The following is a 21,910-nucleotide window of genomic DNA, read 5'->3' as shown; positions in this document are numbered from 1 at the left end:
GGGTCGGACAGAGGGTGGCGGAGGAAGTGGACATGACGGACTCTCCCGAGAACTCAGGGCGGAGGGGTCCACGACGAGCGGGCCGGGCACGTCGGCCGGACGGCACCGGCGCAACCGTCGGCGGGGTGCGCCGCGACGGGAAAAGGGGGGCTCGCCGGGAAGGGCTGGAACCGGAGGCGGGGCGTGACGCCCTAGGACATTCGCCGAAACACGAGATGGACTCCCTCGACCGCGCTTGCCGCAGACCCTGCTGTCGTGCGGCCCGGTCATCACCCGGGGCACCCCGCCACGGAAGGAGGGTTGCCGGACAGCGGGCCGGGGCCGAATTCGCTGTCACTCGTGACCTGGCCGCGAGTATGCCACATCCCGCGCGGAGGGTGCGACCGCGAAGAGGTGGGGCCCCGAGGTACGTACCTCGGGGCCCCACCGGCGCGTCGGAAGCCCTACGCGTGGCTGGCGGCGACCCATCGCTCCAGGGCAGCGCGGGCGGCGCCGGAGTCCACCGACTGGGCCGCCTTGGCCATCCCGGCGGCCAACCGCTCGGCGAGGCCGCGCCCGTGGTCGTCCTCCTCCAGGGCCACCAGTGCGGCGGCGGAGTTGAGGAGCACGGCGTCCCGTACGGGGCCCTGCTCGCCGTCCAGCAGGCGGCGGGCGACGTCGGCGTTGTGGGCGGCGTCCGCGCCGCGCAGCGCCTCGATCGGGACGAGTTCGAGGCCGACGTCCCGGGGGTCGAAGGACTCCCGGCGCACCTGGCCGTCCCGCACGATCCAGACGGTGGACGTGCCGGTGGTGGTCAGCTCGTCCAGTCCGTCGTCGCCTCGGAACACCAGGGCGGAGGTGCCGCGTTCGGCGAGTACCCCGGCGAGGATCGGCGCCATCCGGGCGTCGGCGACGCCGGTGGCCTGGGCCCGCACCCGGGCCGGGTTGGTCAGCGGGCCGAGGAAGTTGAACGTGGTGGGCACGCCCAGCTCCCGGCGGGCGCCGGCGACGTGCCGCAGCGCGGGGTGGAACTTGACGGCGAAGCAGAAACTGATGCCCGCCTCGACCGCGACCTCGGCCACTCGTTCGGGTGAAAGCTCCAGGTTGACGCCCAGCTTCTCCAGCACGTCGGAGGCGCCGCTGGCGGAGGAGGACGCCCGGTTGCCGTGCTTGACGACGGTGGCCCCGGTGCCGGCGACGACGATCGCCGACATGGTGGAGATGTTGACCGTCTTCGCCCGGTCGCCGCCGGTCCCGACGATGTCCACGGTCGGGCCCGGTACCTCGATGGTGTTGGCGTGCGCGTACATCGCCCGCACCAGGCCGGTGACCTCCTCGACCGTCTCGCCCTTGGCACGCAGCGCCATCGCGAAGCCGGCGATCTGCGCGTCGGTGGCCTCGCCGCGCATGATGCGGTCCATCGCCCAGCCGGTCGCCTCGGCGCTCAGGTTCTCACCGGCGAGCAGGGTGCTCAGGATCTCGGGCCAGGAGCGGTCCGCCACGGTGTCGCCTCCTGCGGGGGTAACGGCGCTCATCGCTCACGCTCCTGGTGATCGTTCTGTGGGGTGGCGGCCCGGCCACGTGCCGGTGCCGACGACGACCACCCTATCGAGGTCGCCGGTACGGCGCTGGGCCCCGTCCGGGTGTCGGACGGGGCCCAGCGCTGTGGCGACTGCTACGGAGTACCGGGCGCTGCCCGGTGGGCGGTCAGTGGTGGCCGTGGCCGCTCTGGATCGCCTTGTACTCCTCGGCCGTCGGCTTCTCGATCTGACCGCTCGGGCCGAAGTAGCCCTGGCTGATCTTCACCCGGAGCTTCTCCAGGCGGCCGACCTTCCGCTCGACGCCGTTCTCGTCGACGGCCGCCGGCAGCTCGGCCGGCTTCGGCTGGTCGTGCTGCGTGAGGTAGTGCAGCTGCTCCCGCGAGAGCGGCTCGTGGACCTCGACGAACTCACCGTGCGGCAGGCGCTTGATGATGCCCGTCTCGCGGCCGTGCAGCACCTTCTCCCGGTCCCTGCGCTGGAGGCCCAGGCAGATGCGGCGGGTGACGATGAAGACGAGGACCGGCACCACGAAGAAGCCGATGCGCACGAACCAGGTGATCGCGTTGATCGACAGGTCGAAGTGGATCGCCCAGAGGTCGTTTCCACCGCCGACCAGCATCACGAAGTACCAGCTGATCCACGCGGCGCCGAACGCGGTGCGCGTCGGGGCGTTGCGCGGGCGGTCCAGCAGGTGGTGCTCCCGCTTGTCCTTGGTGACCCAGGCCTCGAAGAACGGGTAGACCGCGATCGAGGCGAGCACCAGCGGGAAGATCATCAGCGGCACCAGCACACCGAAGTTCAGGGTGTGCCCGGTCGGGATGACCCACTCCCAGCCCGGCATGACGCGGATCAGACCCTCGGAGAAGCCCATGTACCAGTCGGGCTGCGCGTTGGTCGACACCAGGTCGGGGCGGTAGGGGCCGAGCACCCAGACGGCGTTGATGGTGAACGTCGCCGAGATGATCGCGATGAGGCCGAAGACCAGGAAGAAGAAGCCGCCCGCCTTGGCCATGTACACCGGCATCAGCGGGAAGCCGACGACGTTGTTGTTGGTGCGGCCGGCACCCGGGTACTGGGTGTGCTTGTGGTAGAAGACCAGGATCAGGTGCGCCACCACCAGGCCCAGCATGATGCCCGGCAGGAGCAGCACGTGGAAGGTGAAGAACCTCGGGATGATGTCCGTGCCGGGGAACTCGCCGCCGTACAGGAACATCGCCAGGTAGGTGCCGACCAGCGGGACGGCGAGGATCGCGCCTTCCATGAAGCGGACACCGGTACCGGAGAGCAGGTCGTCCGGCAGCGAGTAGCCGGTGAAGCCGGTGAACATGCCGAGCACGAGCAGCAGGAAGCCGAAGAGCCAGTTCAGCTCGCGCGGCTTGCGGAACGCGCCGGTGAAGAACACCCGCATCATGTGGACGAACATCGCGACCAGGAAGATCAGCGCCGCCCAGTGGTGGATCTGCCGCATGAGCAGACCGCCGCGCACGTCGAAGCTGATGTCCAGCGTCGAGGCGTACGCCTCCGACATGATCACGCCCTGCATGGGGACGTAACTGCCGTGGTAGTGCACCTCGGCCATGCTCGGCTTGAAGAACATGGTGAGGTAGACACCGGTCAGGATGATGATGATGAACGAGTAGAGCGCGATCTCGCCCAGCAGGAAGGACCAGTGGTCCGGGAAGACCTTTCTCAGGTTCTTCTTGGCACCCTTGTAGATGCCCAGGCGTCCGTCGGCCCAGTCGGCGATCCGCTCGCCGCCCGGCGCCTTGCTCCGGCCGCTCGCGTTTGTCTTGCTCATCCGCGCTCCCAGAAGCTCGGGCCGACGGGCTCGGCGAAGTCGCCTCGCGCCACCAGTTCACCCTCGTCGTTCACCGTGATCGCCAGCTGCGGCAGCGGGTGGCCGGCCGGGCCGAAGATCACGCGCGCGCCGTCGGAGAGGTCGAACGTCGACTGGTGGCAGGGGCACAGGACGTGGTGGGTCTGCTGCTCGTAGAGGCTGACCGGGCAGCCCACGTGCGTGCAGATCTTCGAGTAGGCCACGATGCCCTCGTGGGACCAGTCGAGCTCCTGCTTGTCCTTGATGTCACCCGGCTCGAGCCGGACGAGCATCAGGGCCGCCTTGGCGATCTCCCGGTGGAAGTCGTGGCTGCCCTCCTCCAGGCCCTCGGGCTTGGCGAAGGAGAGCGAGCCGACCGAGATGTCCTCCGGCCGCAGCGGCTGACCGGTGTTCATGTTGATCAGCTTCAGGCCCTTGCGCCACATGGTGTGGCGGAGCTTGTCCTCGGGCAGCGGGCCGAGGTCGCGCAGCAGCACCACACCGGACAGCGGCACCAGGGCCAGCGCACCGAACATGGTGTTGCGGATCAGCTTGCGCCGGCCGAGGCCGGAGTCCTCCGCGCCCTTGGAGAAGGTCGCCAGCGCGGCGGCCTTCTCGTCCGGGGTGCTGTCGATCGGATGCCGCTCCTGGACGATCTCCGTGCCGTCCATCAGCGTGCGGGACCAGTGGACCGCGCCGACGCCGATGGCGAACAGCGCGACACCCAGGCTCAGTCCGAGGGAGAAGTTCAGCGCGCTGATGTGGCCGAGCGGCCACAGGTAGAAGATCTTGTCGATCGGGAAGACCACGAACGACACGATGAAGGCGACCGTGGCCAGCATCGAGATGGTGAAGAACAGGGCGACGACGCGCTCGGACCGCTTGGCGGCCCGCTCGTCGATGTCCTGGATGCGCGGCTCGTGGTGCGGGAGTCCGGGGTCGGCGAACGGGTTCTTCTCCAGTTCGCCGCCGGCCGCGGTGTCCTGCTTCTCGGGCAGGCTCTTGTCGTCGTCAGACACGTTCTTCTCGGATCCGTGTTCGCTACTCATGACTTCCTGGCCTTGGCGTTCCGGGCCGCGACCCAGACGGTGATGCCGATGAGGAGGGCCAGGACGATGGTCCAGGCGAAGAGGCCTTCACTGACCGGGCCGAAGCCGCCCAGCCCGTAGCCGCCCGGGTTCTCCGTCTTGGAGGTGTTGACCTGGTCCAGGTAGGCGATGATCTGCCGCTTCTCCTTCTCCGGCATGATGCCCTCGGGGAAGGACGGCATCGCCTGGGAGCCGGTCTCCATGACCTCGTAGATGTGCTTCGGATCCACGTCGGCCAGGTTGGGGGCGTACTTGCCCTTGGTGAGGGCGCCGCCCTCACCGGTGAAGTTGTGGCACTGGGCGCAGTTCTGGCGGAACAGGTCACCGCCGGCGGCGATCTCCTCGCCCGTCAGGCCCTTGATGCTGTACTGCTCCGGCTTGGGGATCTCGGGGCCGGCGCCGAGCGAGGCGACGAACGCGGCGAGCTGCCGGGTCTCCTCCTCGTTGTAGACCTTGGGCTTCTTGGGCGCCTGGGCGCCAGGCGCCTGCATGGGCATGCGGCCGGTGCCGACCTGGAAGTCGACCGAGGCGGCACCCACGCCGACCAGGCTCGGCCCGTCGGAGGTTCCCTGGCCGCCGGTGCCGTGGCAGCTGGAGCAGCCGACGGCGAAGAGCTTCTTGCCCTCCTCGATGTCGAGGGAGAGGTTCGACTGCTCGGCCTTGGCCTGGCCGGCAGGAGCGAACGCGGCGTACAGCCCCCCGGTGGCCGCCAGCGCGAAGAGTAGAACGACGATCGCCGCCAGCGGATGGCGCCGTCGTGCGGAGAGCTTTTTCACGGATTACCCCGGTGTCAGGATCTTCTGCGTCGATGCTTCTGGCAGTGTCTGTGGTGGTCCGGCGTCCGCCGGTGCTACTTGATCAAGTAGATCGTGGCGAAGAGGCCGATCCAGACGACATCGACGAAGTGCCAGTAGTAGGACACGACGATGGCCGCGGTCGCCTGGTGATGGGTGAACCGCCGCGCCATGTACGTCCGTCCCAGGACGAACAGGAACGCGATCAGGCCACCGGTCACGTGGAGGCCGTGGAAGCCGGTCGTCAGGTAGAAGACCGAGCCGTAGGGGTCGGACGAGAGGGAGAGCCCCTCGTGCTTGACCAGCTCGGCGTACTCGTAGACCTGTCCACCGATGAAGACCGCGCCCATCACGAACGTGACCACGAACCAGGAGCGGAGCTTCTTCACGTCACCGCGCTCGGCGGCGAAGACGCCGAGCTGGCAGGTGAGCGAGGAGAGCACCAGGATCGTGGTGTTCGTGAGCGCGAAGGGGAGGTTGAGCGCCTCTGACTTCTCGGCCCAGTACTCGGCTCCCATCACGGATCGCAGGGTGAAGTACATCGCGAAGAGGGCCGCGAAGAACATCAGCTCGGAACTCAGCCAGATGATGGTTCCGACGCTGGTGAGGTTCGGTCGGTTGACCGACGGGTGCGCGTGCCCGGTTTCTACTGCTGTTGCTGTCGCCACGCCGACATTATGTCGGTCGCTTATTCCGTCCTCACTTCGGGGGGTCCCGTTCGGTGTGTTGGGCCGGTGTGCGCTGCGGGAACGGCTGGTCGAACGGCCGCCGACCGGGTGGTTCCAAGCGGTGTTGACGGGGCGTGAGAGGGAGTAGCATCCGAGCCGGTGCCCGTGGTGCGCACGAAGGTCCCCGGGACGTTCCGAACACGATCCGACCACACAACGCGGAGGAACGATGCAGCCGACGGCCACGGTGCTGGTCTACAGCGACGACGCCAACACCCGCGAGCAGGTGCGGCTGGCCGCCGGCCGCCGCCCGGCAGCCGACGTGCCGACGGTGGAGTACCTGGAGTGCGCCACGATGCCGGCCGTGCTCAGCGCCCTGGAGGCCGGCGGCGTCGACGTGTGCGTGCTGGACGGGGAGGCGACGCCGGCCGGCGGCATGGGCGTCGCCCGGCAGATCAAGGACGAGATCTTCGACAGCCCGCCGGTGCTGCTGCTCATCGGCCGGGCCACCGACGCCTGGCTGGCGACCTGGAGCCGCGCCGAGGCGGTCGTCCCGCACCCGCTGGACCCGGTGGCCGTCTCCGAGGCGCTGGCCGGGCTGCTGCGCGGGGTCGAGCAGCGCAGGGCCGCCTGAGTCCGCCCGGCGGGCCCTGAGATCTGCCCGGCGGGCCGTGAGATCTTCCCCGGCGGGCCCTGAGGGCCCTCGTGCGGCAGTCCGGAGGCGCGGCTCACAGGGTGGGCCGCAGCCGGGCCCTGGTCGCCTCGGGGTGCTCGCCGCCGTTCTTCGCGGGAGCGTGCAGGGCGCTGCCCTCCAGCCACTTCTCCCAGCTGAGGTTCCAGTCACCGAAGCCGTTGCCGAACGGCGCCATGTCGGTGCCCTCGGTGTTGGTGTGGGTGACCAGGTCGCCCGGGCGGACGGCGTTGTAGAACCAGCGGGCGTTCTCGGTGCTCATCCCCGTGCAGCCGTGGCTGACGTTCGCCCAACCGTGTGAACCGGACGACCACGGCGCGCCGTGCACGTACTCGCCGCTCCAGGTCAGCCGGGTGGCCCAGTAGACCGGCAGGTCGTAGAAGTCGGGGCTGCCCTCGCCGATGCCGATGCTGGTGCTGCGCATCCGGACGAACGACTCCCGCCCGAGCACGACCTTGGTGCCGTTGCGGGTGCGGAAGCCGGCCTTGCCGGTGGTGATGGGCATGGTGCGCACCACCTCGCCGTTGCGGCTCACGGTCATCTGGAGCGAGCTCGCGTCGGCCACCGCCTCCACCCGGTCGCCGGTGCGCAGCCGCAGCTTCTGGCTGCGCGCCCCGTAGAGGCCGTCGCGCACCTTGATGCCGGCCAGGGTGGACTCGACCGTGATGGCGGCGCCGGTGGGCCAGTAGTCCTTCGGGCGGTAGTGCAGCTTCTTGTCGTCCACCCAGTGCCAGGCGCCGCGCACCTTAGGGGTCGACCGCACGTGCAGCGCGGCCTCCACGAGGCGGCGTTCCTCCGGGCGCTTCACGGCACGGCTCAGCTCGGCCGTGACGGGCTGCCCGACGCCGTAGGTGCCGCTCTCCGGGCCGAACTCCACGCGGAGCTTCCTGGCCTTCGCGGCGGTCGCGGTGTCGAAGGTGAGGGTGCCGCGGCCGGGACGTCCGGAGCGGTTCTCGGTGCTCACCCGGACGGTGTACGTGGCGCCGGCCGCCAGCGGGCCGGTGCTGCGCCAGCGGCTGCCGTCGGCGGCGAGTTCACCGGCGAGGTAGCGCCCCCGCTGGTCGGTGACGGTCACGTCCGTGAGCTGGCCGTTGTCGCCCTCGGCGGTGATCTCGACGGCCTTCTCCGGGTCGACCGGGCGGCTGTCGGCGGGGGCGCCGCCGGCGCTGACGCCGACGTGTCCCGCAGCGTCGTACGGATCGGCGGCCAAGGGGTGGGAGGAGCCGCCGCCGCACGCGGTCAGCGACATGACTGGCACCAGCAGGGCGCATCCCAGGGCGGCCCGACGCGTTCCGTTTGTCCCGTTCCTCATGGGGTCAACGCTATGGACGGGAAGTCAAGGCGGCGCGCTGTACTGCTGCAAAAGGGTCACCCCCGGAAGACACTCCGGGGGTGACCCTTGACTGATGCCGAATCAGATGATCAACGGATCACTGGTTCTGGTTCTCGCCGTGGTAGTACTCGAACGTCCAGCCGAAGAGGCCGACGAGGATCACCGGCAGCGCGACCAGCAGCAGCCACCAGCCGAACACCACGCCCATGAACGCCAGGGCGCTGCCCGCGCCCAGCGCCAGCGGCTGCCAGCTGTGCGGGCTGAAGAAGCCCAGCTCGCCGGCGTCGTCGGCGACGTCCGCGTCCTTGTTGTCACCGGCACCGGTGTCCACGCGGCGCGCGGTGAACACCAGGTAGTAGCCGAGCATGATCGCCAGGCCGAAGGACAGGAACAGGGCCGTGGTGCCGACGGGCTCCTTGGACCACACGCCGTAGACGATGGCCATGGCCAGCAGGAAGACGCTCAGCCACAGGAACATCTTTCCCTGGATCTTCACTTGCCGGCCTCCTTGCCGTTCGTGGCGCCGGCCAGCTCCGCCTGCGTCTGGTTCTCCGCCTGGTCGAGCGCGGCGATCTCGGGGTGGTGGAGATCAAACGCCGGGGATTCCGACCGGATGCGCGGCAGGGTGACGAAGTTGTGCCTCGGCGGCGGGCAGGCGGTCGCCCACTCGAGCGAGCGGCCGTAGCCCCACGGGTCGTCGACCTCGATCTTCTTGCCGTACTTGGCCGTCTTCCAGACGTTGTAGAAGAACGGCAGCAGCGACATGCCGAGCAGGAACGAGCTGATCGTGGAGATCGTGTTCAGCGCGGTGAAGCCGTCGGCGTTCAGGTAGTCCGCGTAACGACGCGGCATGCCCTCGGCGCCGAGCCAGTGCTGCACCAGGAACGTGCCGTGGAAGCCCACGAACAGCGTCCAGAAGGTGATCTTGCCGAGCCGCTCGTCGAGCATCTTGCCGGTGAACTTCGGCCACCAGAAGTGGAAGCCGGCGAACATCGCGAACACCACGGTGCCGAACACCACGTAGTGGAAGTGGGCCACCACGAAGTAGGAGTCGGAGACGTGGAAGTCCAGCGGCGGCGAGGCCAGGATGACGCCGGTCAGACCACCGAAGGTGAACGTGACCAGGAAGCCGATCGTCCAGAGCATCGGGGTCTCGAAGCTCAGCGAGCCCTTCCACATGGTGCCGATCCAGTTGAAGATCTTCACACCGGTCGGGACCGCGATCAGGAAGGTCATGAAGGAGAAGAACGGCAGGAGCACGCCGCCCGTCACGTACATGTGGTGCGCCCACACCGTCACCGACAGACCGGCGATGGCGATCGTCGCGGCGATGAGGCTGATGTAACCGAAGATCGGCTTGCGGGAGAAGACCGGGACGATCTCGGAGACGATGCCGAAGAACGGCAGCGCGATGATGTACACCTCTGGATGGCCGAAGAACCAGAACAGGTGCTGCCACAGCAGGGCGCCGCCGTTCGCGGCGTCGAAGATATGGGACCCGAACTGTCTGTCTGCTTCCAGTGCGAAGAGCGCGGCGGCCAGGACCGGGAAGGCGAGCAGCACCAGCAGACCGGTGAGCAGCACGTTCCAGGTGAAGATCGGCATCCGGAACATCGTCATGCCCGGAGCGCGCATGCAGATGATCGTGGTGATGAAGTTGACCGCACCCAGGATCGTGCCGAAGCCCGAGAGCGCCAGACCCATGATCCACATGTCCGCGCCGACACCCGGCGAGCGGACCGCGTCGTTCAGCGGGGCGTAGGCGAACCATCCGAAGTTCGCGGCGCCGTTGGGGGTCAGGAAGCCCGCCACGGCGATCGTCGAACCGAAGAGGTAGAGCCAGTAGGCGAGCATGTTCAGCCGCGGGAACGCCACATCGGGGGCACCGATCTGGAGCGGCATGATCCAGTTCGCGAAGCCGGCGAACAACGGCGTCGCGAACATCAGCAGCATCACCGTGCCGTGCATGGTGAAGAGCTGGTTGAACTGCTCGTTGGAGACGATCTGGCTGCCCGGCCGGGCTAGTTCGGCGCGCATCACGAGCGCCATCACGCCGCCGATGACAAAGAAGGCGAACGATGTGACCAGGTACATCGTGCCGATCGTCTTGTGGTCGGTGGTCGTCAGCCAACCGACCACCTTGCTGCCCGGCGCTTTGCGCCGCACCGGCGCCGCGCCCTGTGGCGCGTCGGGCGTCTCAGGGACGCCCTGGGATTCGTTGACGATGCTCACGGGTTGTTCGTCTCCGCATTCTTGGCCGATTCCGCCTGCGCGATGCCCGCCGGGAGATAGCCGGTCTGGCCCTTGCGCTCAAGTTCCTTCAGGTGCTCCTGGTAACGCTCGGGAGAGACGACCTTGACGTTGAAGAGCATGCGGGAGTGGTCGGTGCCGCACAGCTCGGCGCACTTGCCCATGAAGGTGCCCTCCTTGGTGGCGGTCACCTCGAAGCGGTTGGTGTGGCCCGGAATGACGTCCTGCTTCATCAGGAACGGCACCACCCAGAAGGAGTGGATGACGTCCCGCGAGGTCAGGATGAACTGGACCTTCTCACCCTTGGGCAGCCACAGGGTCGGACCCGGGTTGTTGTTCTGCGGGTTGCGGGTGCCGGGGGTGCCGTAGTCGTACACGCCCTCGGCGCCCTCAGGGAACGCCATGCGCATCCGGTCGGGGATGGCGTCGAGTTCCTTGGACTTCGCCGCGTCGCCCGTGGAGGCGTCGCCGTCGACGTCGGCGATGTAGTTGAAGGCCCAGCTCCACTGGAAGCCGACGACGTTGATCACGTGGTCGGGCTTGTCTGTGGTCTCCAGCAGCTTCGCCTGGTCCCGCGCGGTGAAGTAGAAGAACACCGACACGATGATCAGCGGGACGACCGTGTACAGCGCCTCGATCGGCATGTTGTACCGGGTCTGCGGGGGGACCTCGACCTTGGTCCTGGAGCGCCGGTGGAAATACACGCTCCACATGATCAGGCCCCAGGTCAGCACGCCGACTGCGATGGCGGCGACCCAGGAGCCCTGCCACAGGGAGAGGATCCGCGGCGCCTCCTCAGTGACCGGAGTCGGCATACCGAGGCGGGGGAGGTCTTCTGATGTGCAACCGGTAGCGGTCGCCAGGACCAGGCCCGCGGCAAGCGCCTGCGGCAGGATCCGCCGCATCGGGCGCCGCGACGAGCGGTCGGAGCCGTTGGGACTCACGTAGCGCCTTCCCGAGAGTCTCGCCCGCTCGGCCGGACGCGGCCCTTGGTGGCCGGGCGCCGACCCTGGCGCGGGCAGGGTTTGGATGTTTATGCGGACCAAACCCTACTGGACGCTATTTGGGGTCGCGCGGGGAGGGTGGTTAACGCGCCGCGGGTCCCTCCGAAGGAGTGGAACGCCCTGTTCCGCGGCCTTCCTCCGCCGCCCGCCGACACCCCGGGAGAAGGCCGACACGCCGATGGATTCGACCCGTCGGCCGACGCCGCGACCGGCGCGTCGGAGCCGGTGGCGTGCGGGCTGCGACACGTCGGCGTGTCGACGGCGCGCCGACGGCGGGGAGTTAGCGTCTTGGCGTGGTCTACTTCGACGCAGCCTCCGCGCTGCCCCCGCATCCGGTCGCCCGTCAGGCGCTGCTCGCCGCCCTGGACGAGGGGTGGGCCGACCCGGCACGACTGCACCGGGAGGGCCGCCGGGCCCGCCTGCTGCTGGACGCCGCGCGGGAGAGCGCGGCGGAGTCCCTGGGCTGCCGTCCGGACGAGTTGGTCTTCACCCCTTCGGGCACCCGGGCGCTGCACGCGGCGGTGGCCGGCGCGCTGGCCGGACGTCGACGGGTGAGCCGCCGTCTGGTCGTCTCCGCCGTCGAGCACTCCGCCGTGCTGCACGCCGCCGACGCCCACCGGGCCGACGGCGGCACGGTCGCCGAACTGGGCGTCGACCGCCTCGGGCGCGTCGACCCCGCGCAGGTCGCCGAACTGCTGTCCGGCGGGCCGGGGGCGAGCGAGGACGGGCCCGGTGAGGAGGGAACGGCCGCGCTGCTGTGCCTGCAGTCCGCCAACCACGAGGTGGGCACCCTCCAGCCGGTGGCCGAGGTCGCCGAGATCTGCCGGGCCGCCGGGGTGCCGCTGCTGGTGGACGCGGCGCAGTCGGCGCCCTGGGAGGCCCCGCCGGCGGGCTGGTCGCTGTTGGCGGCCAGCGCGCACAAGTGGGGCGGCCCCGGCGGCGTCGGGCTGCTCGCGGTCCGCAAGGGCGTGCGGTTCGCGCCCGCTCCCCCGTTGGACGAGCGGGAGTACGGCCGGATGCCGGGCTTCCCCGACCTGCCGGCGATCGTCGCCGCGGCGGCCTCGCTGCGCGCGGTGCGGGCGGCGGCCGCCGCCGAGGGCGCCCGGCTGCGGGCGCTGGTGGACCGGCTGCGGGAGGCGGTGCCCCGCCTGGTGCCGGACTGCGAGGTGGTCGGCGACCCGGTGCGCCGACTGCCGCACCTGGTGACGTTCTCCTGCCTGTACGCCGACGGCGAGTCGCTGCTGCTGGGCCTGGACCGGGCGGGCTTCTCCGTCTCCTCGGGCTCCTCCTGCACCTCCAGCACGCTGACGCCCAGTCACGTGCTGCGGGCGATGGGCGTGCTGTCGGAGGGGAACGTACGGGTGTCCCTGCCGCCGGGCACGACGGGGGCGGACGTCGAGGAGTTCCTGCGGGTGCTGCCCGAGGTGGTGTCCTCGGTCCGCGCCCAACTCGACGCGCCCGGGGCCGGCACCCCGAAGGCCGGCACCTCGGCCGCTGCCCCGGCCACCGAAGTCGCGGACCGGGCGGAGGACGAGGGGCTGACGGTCGACGCGCTCGGGAAGCGCTGTCCGCTTCCGGTCATCGAACTCGCCAAGGTGATCGGGCGGGTGCCGGTGGGCGGGGTCGTCACCGTGCTCGCGGACGACGAGGCGGCGCGGCTGGACATCCCGGCCTGGTGCGCGATGCGCGGCCAGGAGTACCTGGGCGCCGACGGCACGGCGTACCGCGTCCGCCGCACCTCCTGAGACGACCGGGCCCGCCGGTGGGGCGGTGCGAGACCGCCCCACCGCCCCGCGGCTCGGCGCGGGAGACTCAGCGCAGGAAGCTCTGCACCTCGGCGGCGGCGTCCGAGCCGTACGCCTTGGTGAAGCGCTCGATGAAGTGGCCGCGGCGCAGCTCGTACTCCTGCGTGCCGACGGTCTCGATGACCAGGGTGGCCAGCATGCAGCCGATCTGGGCGGCGCGCTCCAGGCTGACGCCCCAGGCGAGCCCGGACAGGAAGCCGGCGCGGAAGGCGTCGCCGACACCCGTCGGGTCGACCTTGGCCTCCTCCTCCGGGGTGCCGACCTCGATGGTGGGCTGCCCGGCCCGCACGATCCGCACGCCGCGCGCGCCGAGCGTGGTGACCTGCGTGCCGACCTTCTCCAGCACCTGCTCGCTGGACCAGCCGGTCTTGTTCTCGATCAGCGCCACCTCGTACTCGTTGGAGAAGAGGTAGGCCGCACCGTCGGTGAGGGCGCGGATCTCCTCGCCGCCCATCCTGGCCAGCTGCTGCGAGTAGTCGGCGGCGAACGGGATGCCCCGGGCGCGGCACTCCTCGGTGTGCCGCATCATCGCCTCCGGGTCGTCGGCGCCGATGTGCACCAGGTCCAGGCCACCGACGCGTTCGGCCACCGAGTGCAGCTCGATGAGCCGGGCCTCGCTCATGGCCCCGGTGTAGAAGGAGCCGATCTGGTTGTGGTCGGTGTCGGTGGTGCAGATGAAACGCGCGGTGTGCAGCACCTCGGAGATGCGGACGGACTCGGTGTCCACCCCGTGCCGGTCGAGCCAGGCGCGGTACTCGGCGAAGTCCGAGCCGGCGGCGCCGACGAGGATCGGCCGGGCGCCGAGCTGCCCCATGCCGAAGCAGATGTTGGGGCCGACGCCGCCACGACGGACGTCGAGGCCGTCGACCAGGAACGACAGCGACACCGTGTGCAGCTGGTCGGCGACGAGCTGGTCGGCGAAGCGACCGGGGAACGTCATCAGGTGGTCGGTGGCGATGGAGCCGGAAACGGCGATTCGCACGGCTGTCTGCTCCTGGGGTGGCGGAAGTGTGGAGATCCACGCTACCCGTTCGGGGTACCGTCAACGAGCCCCCTAAACTACCCGAAAGTAGCTCTTACCAGGGCGCCTCACGATGCGTAGCGTCAGCTTCATGACAAAGCGCACGCCCGCGAAGGCGTCCTCCACCGACGGCCACGCCCCCGAGCCGGAATCACTTGCACAGCTGCGGCAGGACTGCTCGCACATGTCCGCCCGCTGGGGGAGCTCACTCGACCAGCGCCGCGCCCAGCGGCGGCCGGCGCCGACCGGCCCGACCGGCGTACGGGTACCGGCGCGTTCCGCCCGGCTGCTGGACGGCATGTCCGACTACGGCGACTAGGGGCGGTCCGGCGGATCGCCCCTGACGCTCCTCCCGATCGGTTCCGGGGCCCGGGCCCCGGAACCGATCGCGCTCCTGCTCCGTCCCAGGGTCGTCAAGGCGTTCGGGGAGCCGAAGGAGCGATGTGGTGAGTACCGGAACACCTGCCGAGGAGACGTCGGCCGGGCCGCGCCGACGGCGGCTGACGGCCGTCTCGGTGGCGGCCGCCGTGGTACTGGCCGGCGGCGGCACCTATCTCCTGCAGTCGGCGTTCGACGGGCCCCGGACGGGAGCCGCCTCCGACGAGGGGCAGCGGACGCCGGACCCGCTCGTGCTGGACGGCCACGGCCAGGCCGAGGAGGCCGCCCGGACGAACGGCGACGCCGGGGACCGGGCCGACCTGCGGTTCACCGGTCCCGCCCCTCGGGCTCCGGAGCGTGCGCCGGTCTACCGCGCGGGCGCGGTGCAGCGGGCGGCGGTCGAACGGCTCGCGGACGCGCTGGGCGTCAGTGCCGAGCCCCGGCGGCAGGACGACGGCTGGCTGGTCACCGAGGGCCGGGACGGCACCGGGCCCAGCCTGCGCGTTCGCGGCACCGGCGCGGGCGAGCGCGGGCAGTGGACCTTCACCGCGACCGGCCCGGCGGTCGGCCCGGGCTGCGGAAAGCTGCCGGGCGCCGAGCCCGGCGGAGAGCCGGGCATCGCGCCGGGCCCGGGCAAGCCGCCGCGCTGCCCGATGCTGCACGACGGCGGTGTCCTGCCGGAAGCGCCCGTGGCACCGGACTCCCGGCCCGGCTCCCCCGACGACGCCGTCAGCTCGGACGGCGACGCGCCGGTCGACGCCCCGGCCCGGCCGGCCCCCGGCGCGGACGGCGGTGAGCCCGTCTCCGAGGAGCGGGCGAAGAAGGCGGCCGCGCCCGTGCTGCGCGCGCTCGACCTGGAGAAGGCGGCGCTGGACGCCTCGGCGACCACCGGCGCACTGCGCACGGTCATCGCCCGGCCGAAGCTGGACGGACTGCCGGTGCGGGGCTGGGACACCTCCCTGACCGTGGACGCCACCGGCGCGGTGGTGGCCGGCAACGGCTCGCTCGCCCCGCTGGAGGCGGGCCCCTCCTATCCGGTGCTGGACGCGAAGCGCACCCTGGCCGAGCTGAACCGGACCCGCTCCTCGGGCGCCACCGGACCGCACTGCGTGCGGGAGCCCTGCGAGGCGCCGGCGGAGAAGCGCGCGGACGGCGAGGTGCGCCGGGCGGTCTTCGGTCTGGCCTCGCACTCGTCGGAGGGGCGCCCGGTACTGGTGCCGTCGTGGCGGTTCGAGCTGGCGGACGGCGGCGCGGTGATCCACCCGGCTGTCGACCCGAAGTACCTGGCCCCCGCGAAGGACGCCTCTCGCGGACCGTCGGGTGCGGAGCCCGGCCGGCCGGGTTCCGTCGACCCCGCCGACCCCGCGCTGCCGCACGCCGGTGAGTTCGTGGAGCCCTACCGGCCCGGTGACCGGCGGCTGACCGTGCACTTCTGGGGCGGCGCGTGCAGCGACTACTCCGCGAAGGCGGTGGAGAGCGCCGACCGGGTGCGGATCGTGATCAAGGAGCGGGAGCACCAGCCCGGCGGCGTCTGCATCAAGATCGCCAAGGAGATGAGGCTGGAGGTCGAGCTGGCGAAGCCGGTCGGCGAGCGCGAGGTGGTGGACGGCCGCGGCGAGCCGCTGCCGCAGCGCGAGTCCCGCCGCTGAGGCGCGCGGAAGCCCCGCGAAACCCCGGCGAGATCGCGCGAACACAGCGCCGCCCTCCTCCGGTCCTGGTCGGACTGGAGGAGGGCGGCGGTGTGTCAGGTCAGCTGAAGCTGTCGCCGCAGGCGCAGGAGCCGGTGGCGTTGGGGTTGTCGATCGTGAAGCCCTGCTTCTCGATCGTGTCGACGAAGTCGATGGAGGCGCCGCCCAGGTAGGGGGCGCTCATCCGGTCGGTGACGACCTTGACGCCGTCGAAGTCCTTCACGACGTCCCCGTCGAGCGAGCGCTCGTCGAAGAACAGCTGGTAGCGCAGGCCCGAGCAACCACCGGGCTGGACTGCGACGCGCAGCGCCAGGTCCTCCCGGCCTTCCTGCTCCAGCAGGCCCTTGACCTTCGCCGCGGCGGCGTCGGACAGGATGATGCCGTCAGTCGTCGTAGCGGTCTCGTCCGATACGGACATCTGCTTCTCTCCCGGGTTGTTCGGACTGCTCTGCCGACTGCTGCAACAGACGGCCTCCCGGATTGATTCCGGTCTGGCGGTGCCTTCTCGGTGATTCACGCCGCCGCGGTGGTTCACGCCGCTGCGGCGCCTACTCCGCGCCCCGCGCGAGCGGGCACCACTGCCATGCTCGCACACCCGACGGGAGACGGTCATCGTCCCCGGCGTCGCAGCCAGATGCGTCACACCGGACAGGACGGCCATCGTCACACTGACGCGAACCGGTTATGATAGATAGCGTCAAATCGACGAAAAGCGTTGAGCCGTGTCATCAGAAAGGGTGCGTGCCGTGACCGCCGTGTCGAACGCAGCCGAGCCCCTGGACGTCCAGCCCACGCCGCTCGCGCTGCTGCTGCTCGGCCGGGAGGCCGACCCCAGGAGCGAGCGCGGTGTGGAGTGCCCGGGCGACCTGCCCTCCCCCTCCGACCCCGACCTTGTGGAGCGCGCCCGCGCCGCCAAGGCCAGGCTCGGCGACCGGGTCTTCGTGCTCGGTCACCACTACCAGCGCGACGAGGTCATCGAGTTCGCGGACGTCACCGGCGACTCCTTCAAGCTCGCCCGGGAGGCCGCGGCGCGGCCCGACGCCGAGTACATCGTCTTCTGCGGTGTGCACTTCATGGCCGAGTCGGCGGACATCCTCACCTCCGACCGCCAGCAGGTCGTGCTGCCCGACCTGGCCGCCGGCTGCTCGATGGCCGACATGGCCACCGCCGAGCAGGTCGCCGAGTGCTGGGACGTGCTGACCGAGGCCGGCGTCGCCGAGCGCACGGTCCCGGTGTCCTACATGAACTCCTCCGCCGACATCAAGGCCTTCACCGGCCGGCACGGCGGCACGATATGCACCTCGAGCAACGCCAGGCGCGCGCTGGACTGGGCGTTCGAGCAGGCCGGCGAGGACGGCAAGATCCTCTTCCTGCCGGACCAGCACCTGGGCCGCAACACCGCCGTCCGCGACATGGGCATGTCGCTGGAGGACTGCGTCGTCTACAACCCGCACAAGCCGAACGGCGGCCTCACCGCCGAGCAGCTGCGCGACGCCCGCATGATCCTGTGGCGCGGCCACTGCTCGGTGCACGGCCGCTTCTCGCTCGACTCGGTGAACGAGGTGCGCGAGCGCCTGCCCGGCGTCAACGTGCTGGTGCACCCCGAGTGCAAGCACGAGGTGGTCGCCGCCGCCGACCACGTCGGCTCCACCGAGTACATCATCAACACCCTCGACGCGGCTCCGGCCGGCTCCAAGTGGGCCATCGGCACCGAGCTGAACCTGGTCCGCCGACTGGCGAACCGGTACGCACCCGAGGGCAAGGAGATCGTCTTCCTCGACCGCACGGTCTGCTTCTGCTCCACGATGAACCGCATCGACCTGCCGCACCTGGTGTGGGCGCTGGAGTCGCTGGCCGACGGCAAGGTGGTCAACCGCATCCAGGTCGACCCGGAGACCGAGAAGTTCGCGAAGGTGGCGCTGGAGCGCATGCTCGCCCTGCCCTGACCGGGTCGCTCCGTCACGGATGATCACGGATGATCACCCGGGAGTTCCCGCGCGGCGGCGCCGCTGCGAGGATGCCCGGGTGATCATCCGACCAGTTCAGGACACCGCGAAGGACGCCGAGGCGGTCCGCGCCCTCGCCGAGGCTGTTCGGCGACGACGGCCGCGCCTGGCCCGCCGAACGCGTCGACCGCCACCACCGCCGCACCCGCCATCTGGCCCGCACCGACCCGACGGGCTGCCTGCTCGCCGAGGACTCCTCCGGCCGGCCGCTGGGCGCCGTACTCAGCACCCGACGCGAGGGGACCTGGGGGCTCTCGCTGCTGGTCGTGCACCCCGACGCGCAGGGCGGAGGCCTGGGCCGCACCCTGCTGGACGCCGCGCTGGAACACGGAAAGGCGTGTCTGCGCGCGCTGCTCTGCTCCTCCGGCGACCCCGCCGCCGCCCGCCTCTACCGTCGGGCCGGCTTCGACCTGCACCCCGCGATGCGGCTGCGCGGCACCGTCGACGCCGACGGGCTCGCGCCGCCCGACGGCCCGGTCGCGCCCGGCTCCGCCGGTGCCTTCGATCTGCTCGACTCCGTCGACCGCCGGCTGCGCGGCGGCGCCCACGGCCCGGACCACCGCGAACTGCTGCGCGACTTCCGGCTGCTGGTCTGCGACGACCTGGCCGGCAGCGGCTACTGCTACGTCACGCCGGACGGCCCGGACGTGAAGGTTGAGCTCCTGGCCGCCACCTCCCGCCGGCTGGCCTCCCGGCTGCTGACGGCGGCGCTGCTGACGGTCGAGCCCGGCGCGCGCGTGCGCGTCGACGACCTCACCGCCGAGCAGCAGTGGGCGGTGGACGTCGGGCTGGACGCGGGGCTGCGGGTGGAGAACGGCGGCTACGTGTGCGTACGCGGTATGCGCCCGCCCGCGCCGTACATCCCGTCCGGCGCCTACCTGTGAGAGTCCCGGCCACCTCCGTGGGCGGCGGAGCTCAGCCGCGGACGCCGCACAGGTGCAGCAGGGCGGCCACCGAACGGTAGGGGTCGGTCTCGCCGGCCCGCTCCTCCGCCGCGATCAGCCGCTCCCACGCCGCGCCCTCGGGCGCCTCGGCGTCGTCGGCGGCCTGGTCGGTGAAGACCCGCACGCCGTACCAGCGCCGCAGCGGGGCGCCGATGCCGGAGAGGGCGGTGGTGAGGGCGTCGAGCCGGTCGGCGCGGGCCCGAACTCCCACCCGGTTGGTGTAGGACGGGTCGTCGAACGCGGCCAGCGCGGCCTCGTAGTCCCCGGCAAGACCGGGCCTCACGGCCAGCGCGTCGGCGTTGCGGACGAGCAGCGAGAGCAGCCCGCCGGGGGCCAGCACCCGGGCGAGACCGGCGAGCATCGGGCCGGGTTCGCCGATGTACATCAGCACGCCGTGGCACAGCACCACGTCGAACGTGCCGGGCGCGAACTGGGCGCCGGTCTCCCGGCCGTCACCGACCCGCAGCTCGACGCGTTCGCGGATGCCCTCCGGCTCGTCGGCGAGCGCCGCCCGGGCGGCCTCCAGCATGCGTTCGTCGGTTTCCAGGCCGGTGACCTGGTGGCCGAGCCGGGCCAGCCGCAGCGCCTGCGTGCCCTGGCCGAGGCCGACGTCGAGCACCCGCAGCCGGCGGCCCACCGGGAAGCTCTCGGCGATCTGCTCGTCCAGCTGGCGTGCCACCAGGGACTGCCGTACGGCGTCCCGCAGCTTCCCGGTGTTGCCGAGCCAGCGTTCGGCTCCCCTACCGAAATCCTCGACGACGGTCATCAGCGGCGCGGTGCCTCGCCTCGGTTGACCTGCGCCTTGGGCAGCCGCATCCGGCGCATCTGCATGGTGCGCATCAGGCCGTACATGCCTGCGCCCTTGAGGTTCTCGTTCGGGAACCGCTCGCGCAGTGCCTTCTTCAGCCGCCGCACGGTGAACACCGAGTCGATGACGATCATCACGATGACACCCATCCAGAGGACGAGCGAGAGGCTCTTCGCCTGCGCGTTCGGGACGATGCTGAGCACCAGGATGAACAGCGCGATCGGCAGGAAGTACTCCGCGATGTGCCAGCGGCTGTCGATGTAGTCGCGGGCGAAGCGGCGCACGGGCCCCTTGTCGCGGTACGGCAGATAGCGCTCGTCGCCCGTCGCCAGCGCCTGCCGCTGCTTGGCCAGCGCGGTGCGGCGCTCCTCCCGGGCCCGCCGGGCCGCCGCCTTACGGTCGGTCGGCGCCTTCACGACACTGCGGCGCTGCGCCTGGGCCTCGCTCCGCTTGGGAGTGGGGCGGCCCTTGGGCGCCTGCGGGTCTCGCTGCTGCTTGGTCAGGTCCGGACTCGTCGGGGCGGGCGCGGCCTGCTCATCCTTGGAACGGCTTCGGAACACGGTCCCAAGAGTACGTGGCGGCGAGGCGTGGACCCACCCCGCGTGGGAACGATCCCACAACGGTGTGCGTCGTCCACTACGACTCAGGCTGGAGACGGCGGGTCGACGATCGTCCTGGAGAAGGAGAGCGCCGGGCCCCGGGCGGTGCGGTAATGGAAGCCGGACCCGTAGGCTGGGTCTGTAGAAGCCCAAGGCTCGACAGTCCACAAGAAGGGGGCGCGCGAGGCCCATGAGCGGTGTCATGAAGCGGATGGGAATGATTTTCCGCGCGAAGGCCAACAAGGCCCTGGACCGGGCCGAGGACCCGCGCGAGACGCTGGACTACTCGTACCAGAAGCAGCTTGAGCTGTTGCAGAAGGTCCGCCGCGGAGTCGCCGACGTGGCCACCTCCCGCAAGCGGCTCGAACTCCAGCTCAACCAGCTCAACGGGCAGTCGAGCAAGTTGGAGGAGCAGAGCAAGAAGGCGCTCGCGCTGGGCCGGGAGGACCTGGCGCGTGAGGCGCTGACCCGCCGCGCCGCGCTCCAGCAGCAGATCACCGACCTCCAGACCCAGCACCAGACCCTCCAGGGCGAGGAGGAGAAGCTGACCCTGGCCGCCCAGCGGCTCCAGGCCAAGGTCGACGCCTTCCGCACCAAGAAGGAGACGATCAAGGCGACCTACACCGCCGCCCAGGCGCAGACGCAGATCGGCGAGGCGTTCTCCGGCATCTCCGAGGAGATGGGCGACGTCGGCATGGCGATCCAGCGTGCCGAGGACAAGACCGCGCAGCTCCAGGCCCGCTCCGGCGCCATCGACGAGCTGCTGGCCTCGGGTGCGCTGGACGACCCGACCGGCACCGCGCGCGACGACATCTCCGCCGAGCTGGACCGCATCTCCGGCGGCACGGACGTGGAGCTGGAGATCCAGCGGATGAAGGCGGAGCTGGCCGGCAACGGCGGCCAGCAGCAGGCGATCGAGGGCAACAGCGGCGGGGCCCAGGGCCAGCAGTCGCAGGAGACCCCTCGGTTCGACAAGCAGTGAAGCCCGCGGCTGACAGCCCCTTGAGAAGGAGCGCAACGTGATCGTGAGGATCATGGGGGAAGGCCAGGTGAAGTTGGACGACAGCCACTTCGCCGAGCTCAACAAACTGGACGACGAGCTGCTCGCGGAGATGGAGAGCGGTGACGAGCCCGGTTTCCGGCGGACGCTTCAGGCGCTGCTGGACGCCGTGCACCAGCTGGGTACTCCGCTGCCGGAGGACACGCTCGAACCGTCCGAGCTGATCCTCCCGGACCGCGAGGCCACCATCGAGGAGGTCCGCGGAATGCTGAGCGAGGACGGTCTCATCCCGCTGGAGCCGTAGGCCCGGCGGGCGGGCACGCTCGCGCCGTGCCGACGACGCCGCCCGTCCCGGAGCGCTCCGGGACGGGCGGCGTCGTCGCACGCGCGTCGCGTCGTGTCACGTCGGGAGGACGCACCGGGCGGGGTCGTTACCGGCCGACCGGCCGGACAACGGGGACACTTCTGGACATGGCCCCGCACTCTCCGCATCCCCC

20 protein-coding genes, 1 pseudogene and 1 riboswitch are annotated in these 21,910 nt (G+C 70.8%); of the genes and pseudogenes, 8 read left to right on the top strand and 13 right to left on the bottom strand.

Annotation, left to right across the window (positions count from 1 at the left end; translation table 11 throughout):
- Nucleotides 1-226: 226 nt before the first annotated feature.
- A riboswitch (SAM riboswitch) is annotated at nt 227-345 on the bottom strand.
- Between the two features lie 98 nt (nt 346-443).
- The 5 genes from trpD to ctaE form a co-directional block, all read right to left on the bottom strand.
- Nucleotides 444-1,514 carry an anthranilate phosphoribosyltransferase gene (gene trpD / locus FNX44_RS08225; RefSeq protein WP_143647325.1) on the bottom strand — a complete coding sequence of 357 codons (1,071 nt, stop codon included), beginning with the start codon at nt 1,512-1,514 and terminating at the stop codon, nt 444-446.
- A gap of 172 nt (nt 1,515-1,686) precedes the next feature.
- Nucleotides 1,687-3,318 (bottom strand): cytochrome bc1 complex cytochrome b subunit, encoded by a 1,632-nt coding sequence (gene qcrB / locus FNX44_RS08220; RefSeq protein ID WP_143647324.1) that lies wholly within the window; start codon nt 3,316-3,318, stop codon nt 1,687-1,689.
- Nucleotides 3,315-4,385 (bottom strand): cytochrome bc1 complex Rieske iron-sulfur subunit, encoded by a 1,071-nt coding sequence (gene qcrA / locus FNX44_RS08215; protein WP_143647323.1) that lies wholly within the window; start codon nt 4,383-4,385, stop codon nt 3,315-3,317. The genes qcrB and qcrA overlap by 4 nt, the downstream gene beginning before the upstream one ends.
- Entirely contained in the window at nt 4,382-5,200 is an 819-nt protein-coding gene (gene qcrC, locus FNX44_RS08210) for a cytochrome bc1 complex diheme cytochrome c subunit (protein WP_143647322.1), read from the bottom strand. The genes qcrA and qcrC overlap by 4 nt, the downstream gene beginning before the upstream one ends.
- A gap of 74 nt (nt 5,201-5,274) precedes the next feature.
- On the bottom strand, nt 5,275-5,886 hold the full coding sequence (gene ctaE / locus FNX44_RS08205) for an aa3-type cytochrome oxidase subunit III (protein ID WP_143647321.1): 612 nt from the start codon (nt 5,884-5,886) through the stop codon (nt 5,275-5,277).
- Between the two features lie 229 nt (nt 5,887-6,115).
- Between ctaE and FNX44_RS08200 the strand changes: the two genes are divergently transcribed.
- The gene (locus tag FNX44_RS08200) at nt 6,116-6,520 is read left to right on the top strand and encodes a hypothetical protein (protein ID WP_143647320.1); all 405 of its coding nucleotides are present in this window, start codon (nt 6,116-6,118) and stop codon (nt 6,518-6,520) included.
- Between the two features lie 94 nt (nt 6,521-6,614).
- On the opposite strand, the gene FNX44_RS08195 is transcribed toward FNX44_RS08200, so the two are convergent.
- The 4 genes from FNX44_RS08195 to ctaC form a co-directional block, all read right to left on the bottom strand.
- Nucleotides 6,615-7,889: a L,D-transpeptidase gene (locus FNX44_RS08195; protein WP_143647319.1), complete on the bottom strand. Its 1,275-nt coding sequence runs from the start codon at nt 7,887-7,889 to the stop codon at nt 6,615-6,617.
- A 118-nt stretch (nt 7,890-8,007) separates the two neighbouring features.
- Entirely contained in the window at nt 8,008-8,406 is a 399-nt protein-coding gene (locus FNX44_RS08190; protein ID WP_143647318.1) for a cytochrome c oxidase subunit 4, read from the bottom strand.
- Nucleotides 8,403-10,142, bottom strand: coding sequence for an aa3-type cytochrome oxidase subunit I (gene ctaD, locus FNX44_RS08185; protein ID WP_143647317.1), 1,740 nt, complete (start codon nt 10,140-10,142; stop codon nt 8,403-8,405). Before ctaD ends, FNX44_RS08190 begins: the two co-directional genes overlap by 4 nt.
- Nucleotides 10,139-11,104 carry an aa3-type cytochrome oxidase subunit II gene (gene ctaC, locus FNX44_RS08180; RefSeq protein WP_143647316.1) on the bottom strand — a complete coding sequence of 322 codons (966 nt, stop codon included), beginning with the start codon at nt 11,102-11,104 and terminating at the stop codon, nt 10,139-10,141. Before ctaC ends, ctaD begins: the two co-directional genes overlap by 4 nt.
- 353 nt (nt 11,105-11,457) lie before the next feature.
- Here ctaC and FNX44_RS08175 point away from each other — a divergent pair, with 353 nt between their 5' ends.
- Nucleotides 11,458-12,909, top strand: a complete 1,452-nt coding sequence (locus FNX44_RS08175) for a cysteine desulfurase/sulfurtransferase TusA family protein (protein ID WP_143647315.1) — start codon at nt 11,458-11,460, stop codon at nt 12,907-12,909.
- 67 nt (nt 12,910-12,976) lie between these two features.
- Here the strand turns inward: FNX44_RS08175 and FNX44_RS08170 are convergent, their stop codons facing one another.
- Nucleotides 12,977-13,951 carry a carbohydrate kinase family protein gene (locus tag FNX44_RS08170; protein ID WP_181354088.1) on the bottom strand — a complete coding sequence of 325 codons (975 nt, stop codon included), beginning with the start codon at nt 13,949-13,951 and terminating at the stop codon, nt 12,977-12,979.
- A gap of 130 nt (nt 13,952-14,081) precedes the next feature.
- Here FNX44_RS08170 and FNX44_RS08165 point away from each other — a divergent pair, with 130 nt between their 5' ends.
- Together FNX44_RS08165 and FNX44_RS08160 are read left to right on the top strand one after the other, a co-directional pair.
- On the top strand, nt 14,082-14,309 hold the full coding sequence (locus FNX44_RS08165; RefSeq protein WP_143647314.1) for a hypothetical protein: 228 nt from the start codon (nt 14,082-14,084) through the stop codon (nt 14,307-14,309).
- A gap of 127 nt (nt 14,310-14,436) precedes the next feature.
- On the top strand, nt 14,437-16,017 hold the full coding sequence (locus FNX44_RS08160) for a hypothetical protein (protein ID WP_143647313.1): 1,581 nt from the start codon (nt 14,437-14,439) through the stop codon (nt 16,015-16,017).
- Between the two features lie 100 nt (nt 16,018-16,117).
- Here FNX44_RS08160 and FNX44_RS08155 read toward each other — a convergent pair whose 3' ends face one another.
- The gene (locus FNX44_RS08155; RefSeq protein ID WP_143647312.1) at nt 16,118-16,474 is read right to left on the bottom strand and encodes a HesB/IscA family protein; all 357 of its coding nucleotides are present in this window, start codon (nt 16,472-16,474) and stop codon (nt 16,118-16,120) included.
- 337 nt (nt 16,475-16,811) lie between these two features.
- On the opposite strand from FNX44_RS08155, the gene nadA reads away from it, so the two are divergent.
- The gene (nadA, locus tag FNX44_RS08150; protein ID WP_143647327.1) at nt 16,812-18,002 is read left to right on the top strand and encodes a quinolinate synthase NadA; all 1,191 of its coding nucleotides are present in this window, start codon (nt 16,812-16,814) and stop codon (nt 18,000-18,002) included.
- A 79-nt stretch (nt 18,003-18,081) separates the two neighbouring features.
- Nucleotides 18,082-18,946 (top strand): annotated as a pseudogene (locus FNX44_RS08145) (GNAT family N-acetyltransferase).
- 31 nt (nt 18,947-18,977) lie between these two features.
- On the opposite strand, the gene FNX44_RS08140 reads toward FNX44_RS08145, so the two are convergent.
- Nucleotides 18,978-19,772 carry a class I SAM-dependent methyltransferase gene (locus FNX44_RS08140; RefSeq protein ID WP_143647310.1) on the bottom strand — a complete coding sequence of 265 codons (795 nt, stop codon included), beginning with the start codon at nt 19,770-19,772 and terminating at the stop codon, nt 18,978-18,980.
- On the bottom strand, nt 19,772-20,374 hold the full coding sequence (locus FNX44_RS08135) for a DUF3043 domain-containing protein (RefSeq protein ID WP_143647309.1): 603 nt from the start codon (nt 20,372-20,374) through the stop codon (nt 19,772-19,774). The genes FNX44_RS08140 and FNX44_RS08135 overlap by 1 nt, the downstream gene beginning before the upstream one ends.
- Before the next feature lie 241 nt (nt 20,375-20,615).
- Here FNX44_RS08135 and FNX44_RS08130 point away from each other — a divergent pair, with 241 nt between their 5' ends.
- Nucleotides 20,616-21,395, top strand: a complete 780-nt coding sequence (locus FNX44_RS08130) for a PspA/IM30 family protein (RefSeq protein ID WP_143647326.1) — start codon at nt 20,616-20,618, stop codon at nt 21,393-21,395.
- Nucleotides 21,396-21,432: 37 nt separating this feature from the next.
- Nucleotides 21,433-21,717, top strand: a complete 285-nt coding sequence (gene pspAA / locus FNX44_RS08125) for a PspA-associated protein PspAA (RefSeq protein ID WP_143647308.1) — start codon at nt 21,433-21,435, stop codon at nt 21,715-21,717.
- The last annotated feature ends 193 nt before the right edge of the window (nt 21,718-21,910 follow it).

The organism is Streptomyces alkaliterrae (assembly GCF_007097205.2).
GTDB lineage: Bacteria > Actinomycetota > Actinomycetes > Streptomycetales > Streptomycetaceae > Streptomyces > Streptomyces alkaliterrae.
The sequence above is the reverse complement of the archived record's forward strand: the minus strand, read 5'-3'. Positions and strand labels throughout refer to the sequence as shown.

Excerpts from the sequence above, each read along its gene's own strand:
- trpD (WP_143647325.1), bottom strand. The coding sequence starts at position 1,514 with ATGAGCGCCGTTACCCCCGCAGGAGGCGACACCGTGGCGGACCGCTCC.
- qcrB (WP_143647324.1), bottom strand. The coding sequence starts at position 3,318 with ATGAGCAAGACAAACGCGAGCGGCCGGAGCAAGGCGCCGGGCGGCGAG.
- qcrA (WP_143647323.1), bottom strand. The coding sequence starts at position 4,385 with ATGAGTAGCGAACACGGATCCGAGAAGAACGTGTCTGACGACGACAAG.
- FNX44_RS08200 (WP_143647320.1), top strand. The coding sequence starts at position 6,116 with ATGCAGCCGACGGCCACGGTGCTGGTCTACAGCGACGACGCCAACACC.
- FNX44_RS08195 (WP_143647319.1), bottom strand. The coding sequence starts at position 7,889 with ATGAGGAACGGGACAAACGGAACGCGTCGGGCCGCCCTGGGATGCGCC.
- FNX44_RS08165 (WP_143647314.1), top strand. The coding sequence starts at position 14,082 with ATGACAAAGCGCACGCCCGCGAAGGCGTCCTCCACCGACGGCCACGCC.
- FNX44_RS08155 (WP_143647312.1), bottom strand. The coding sequence starts at position 16,474 with ATGTCCGTATCGGACGAGACCGCTACGACGACTGACGGCATCATCCTG.
- FNX44_RS08140 (WP_143647310.1), bottom strand. The coding sequence starts at position 19,772 with ATGACCGTCGTCGAGGATTTCGGTAGGGGAGCCGAACGCTGGCTCGGC.
- FNX44_RS08130 (WP_143647326.1), top strand. The coding sequence starts at position 20,616 with ATGAAGCGGATGGGAATGATTTTCCGCGCGAAGGCCAACAAGGCCCTG.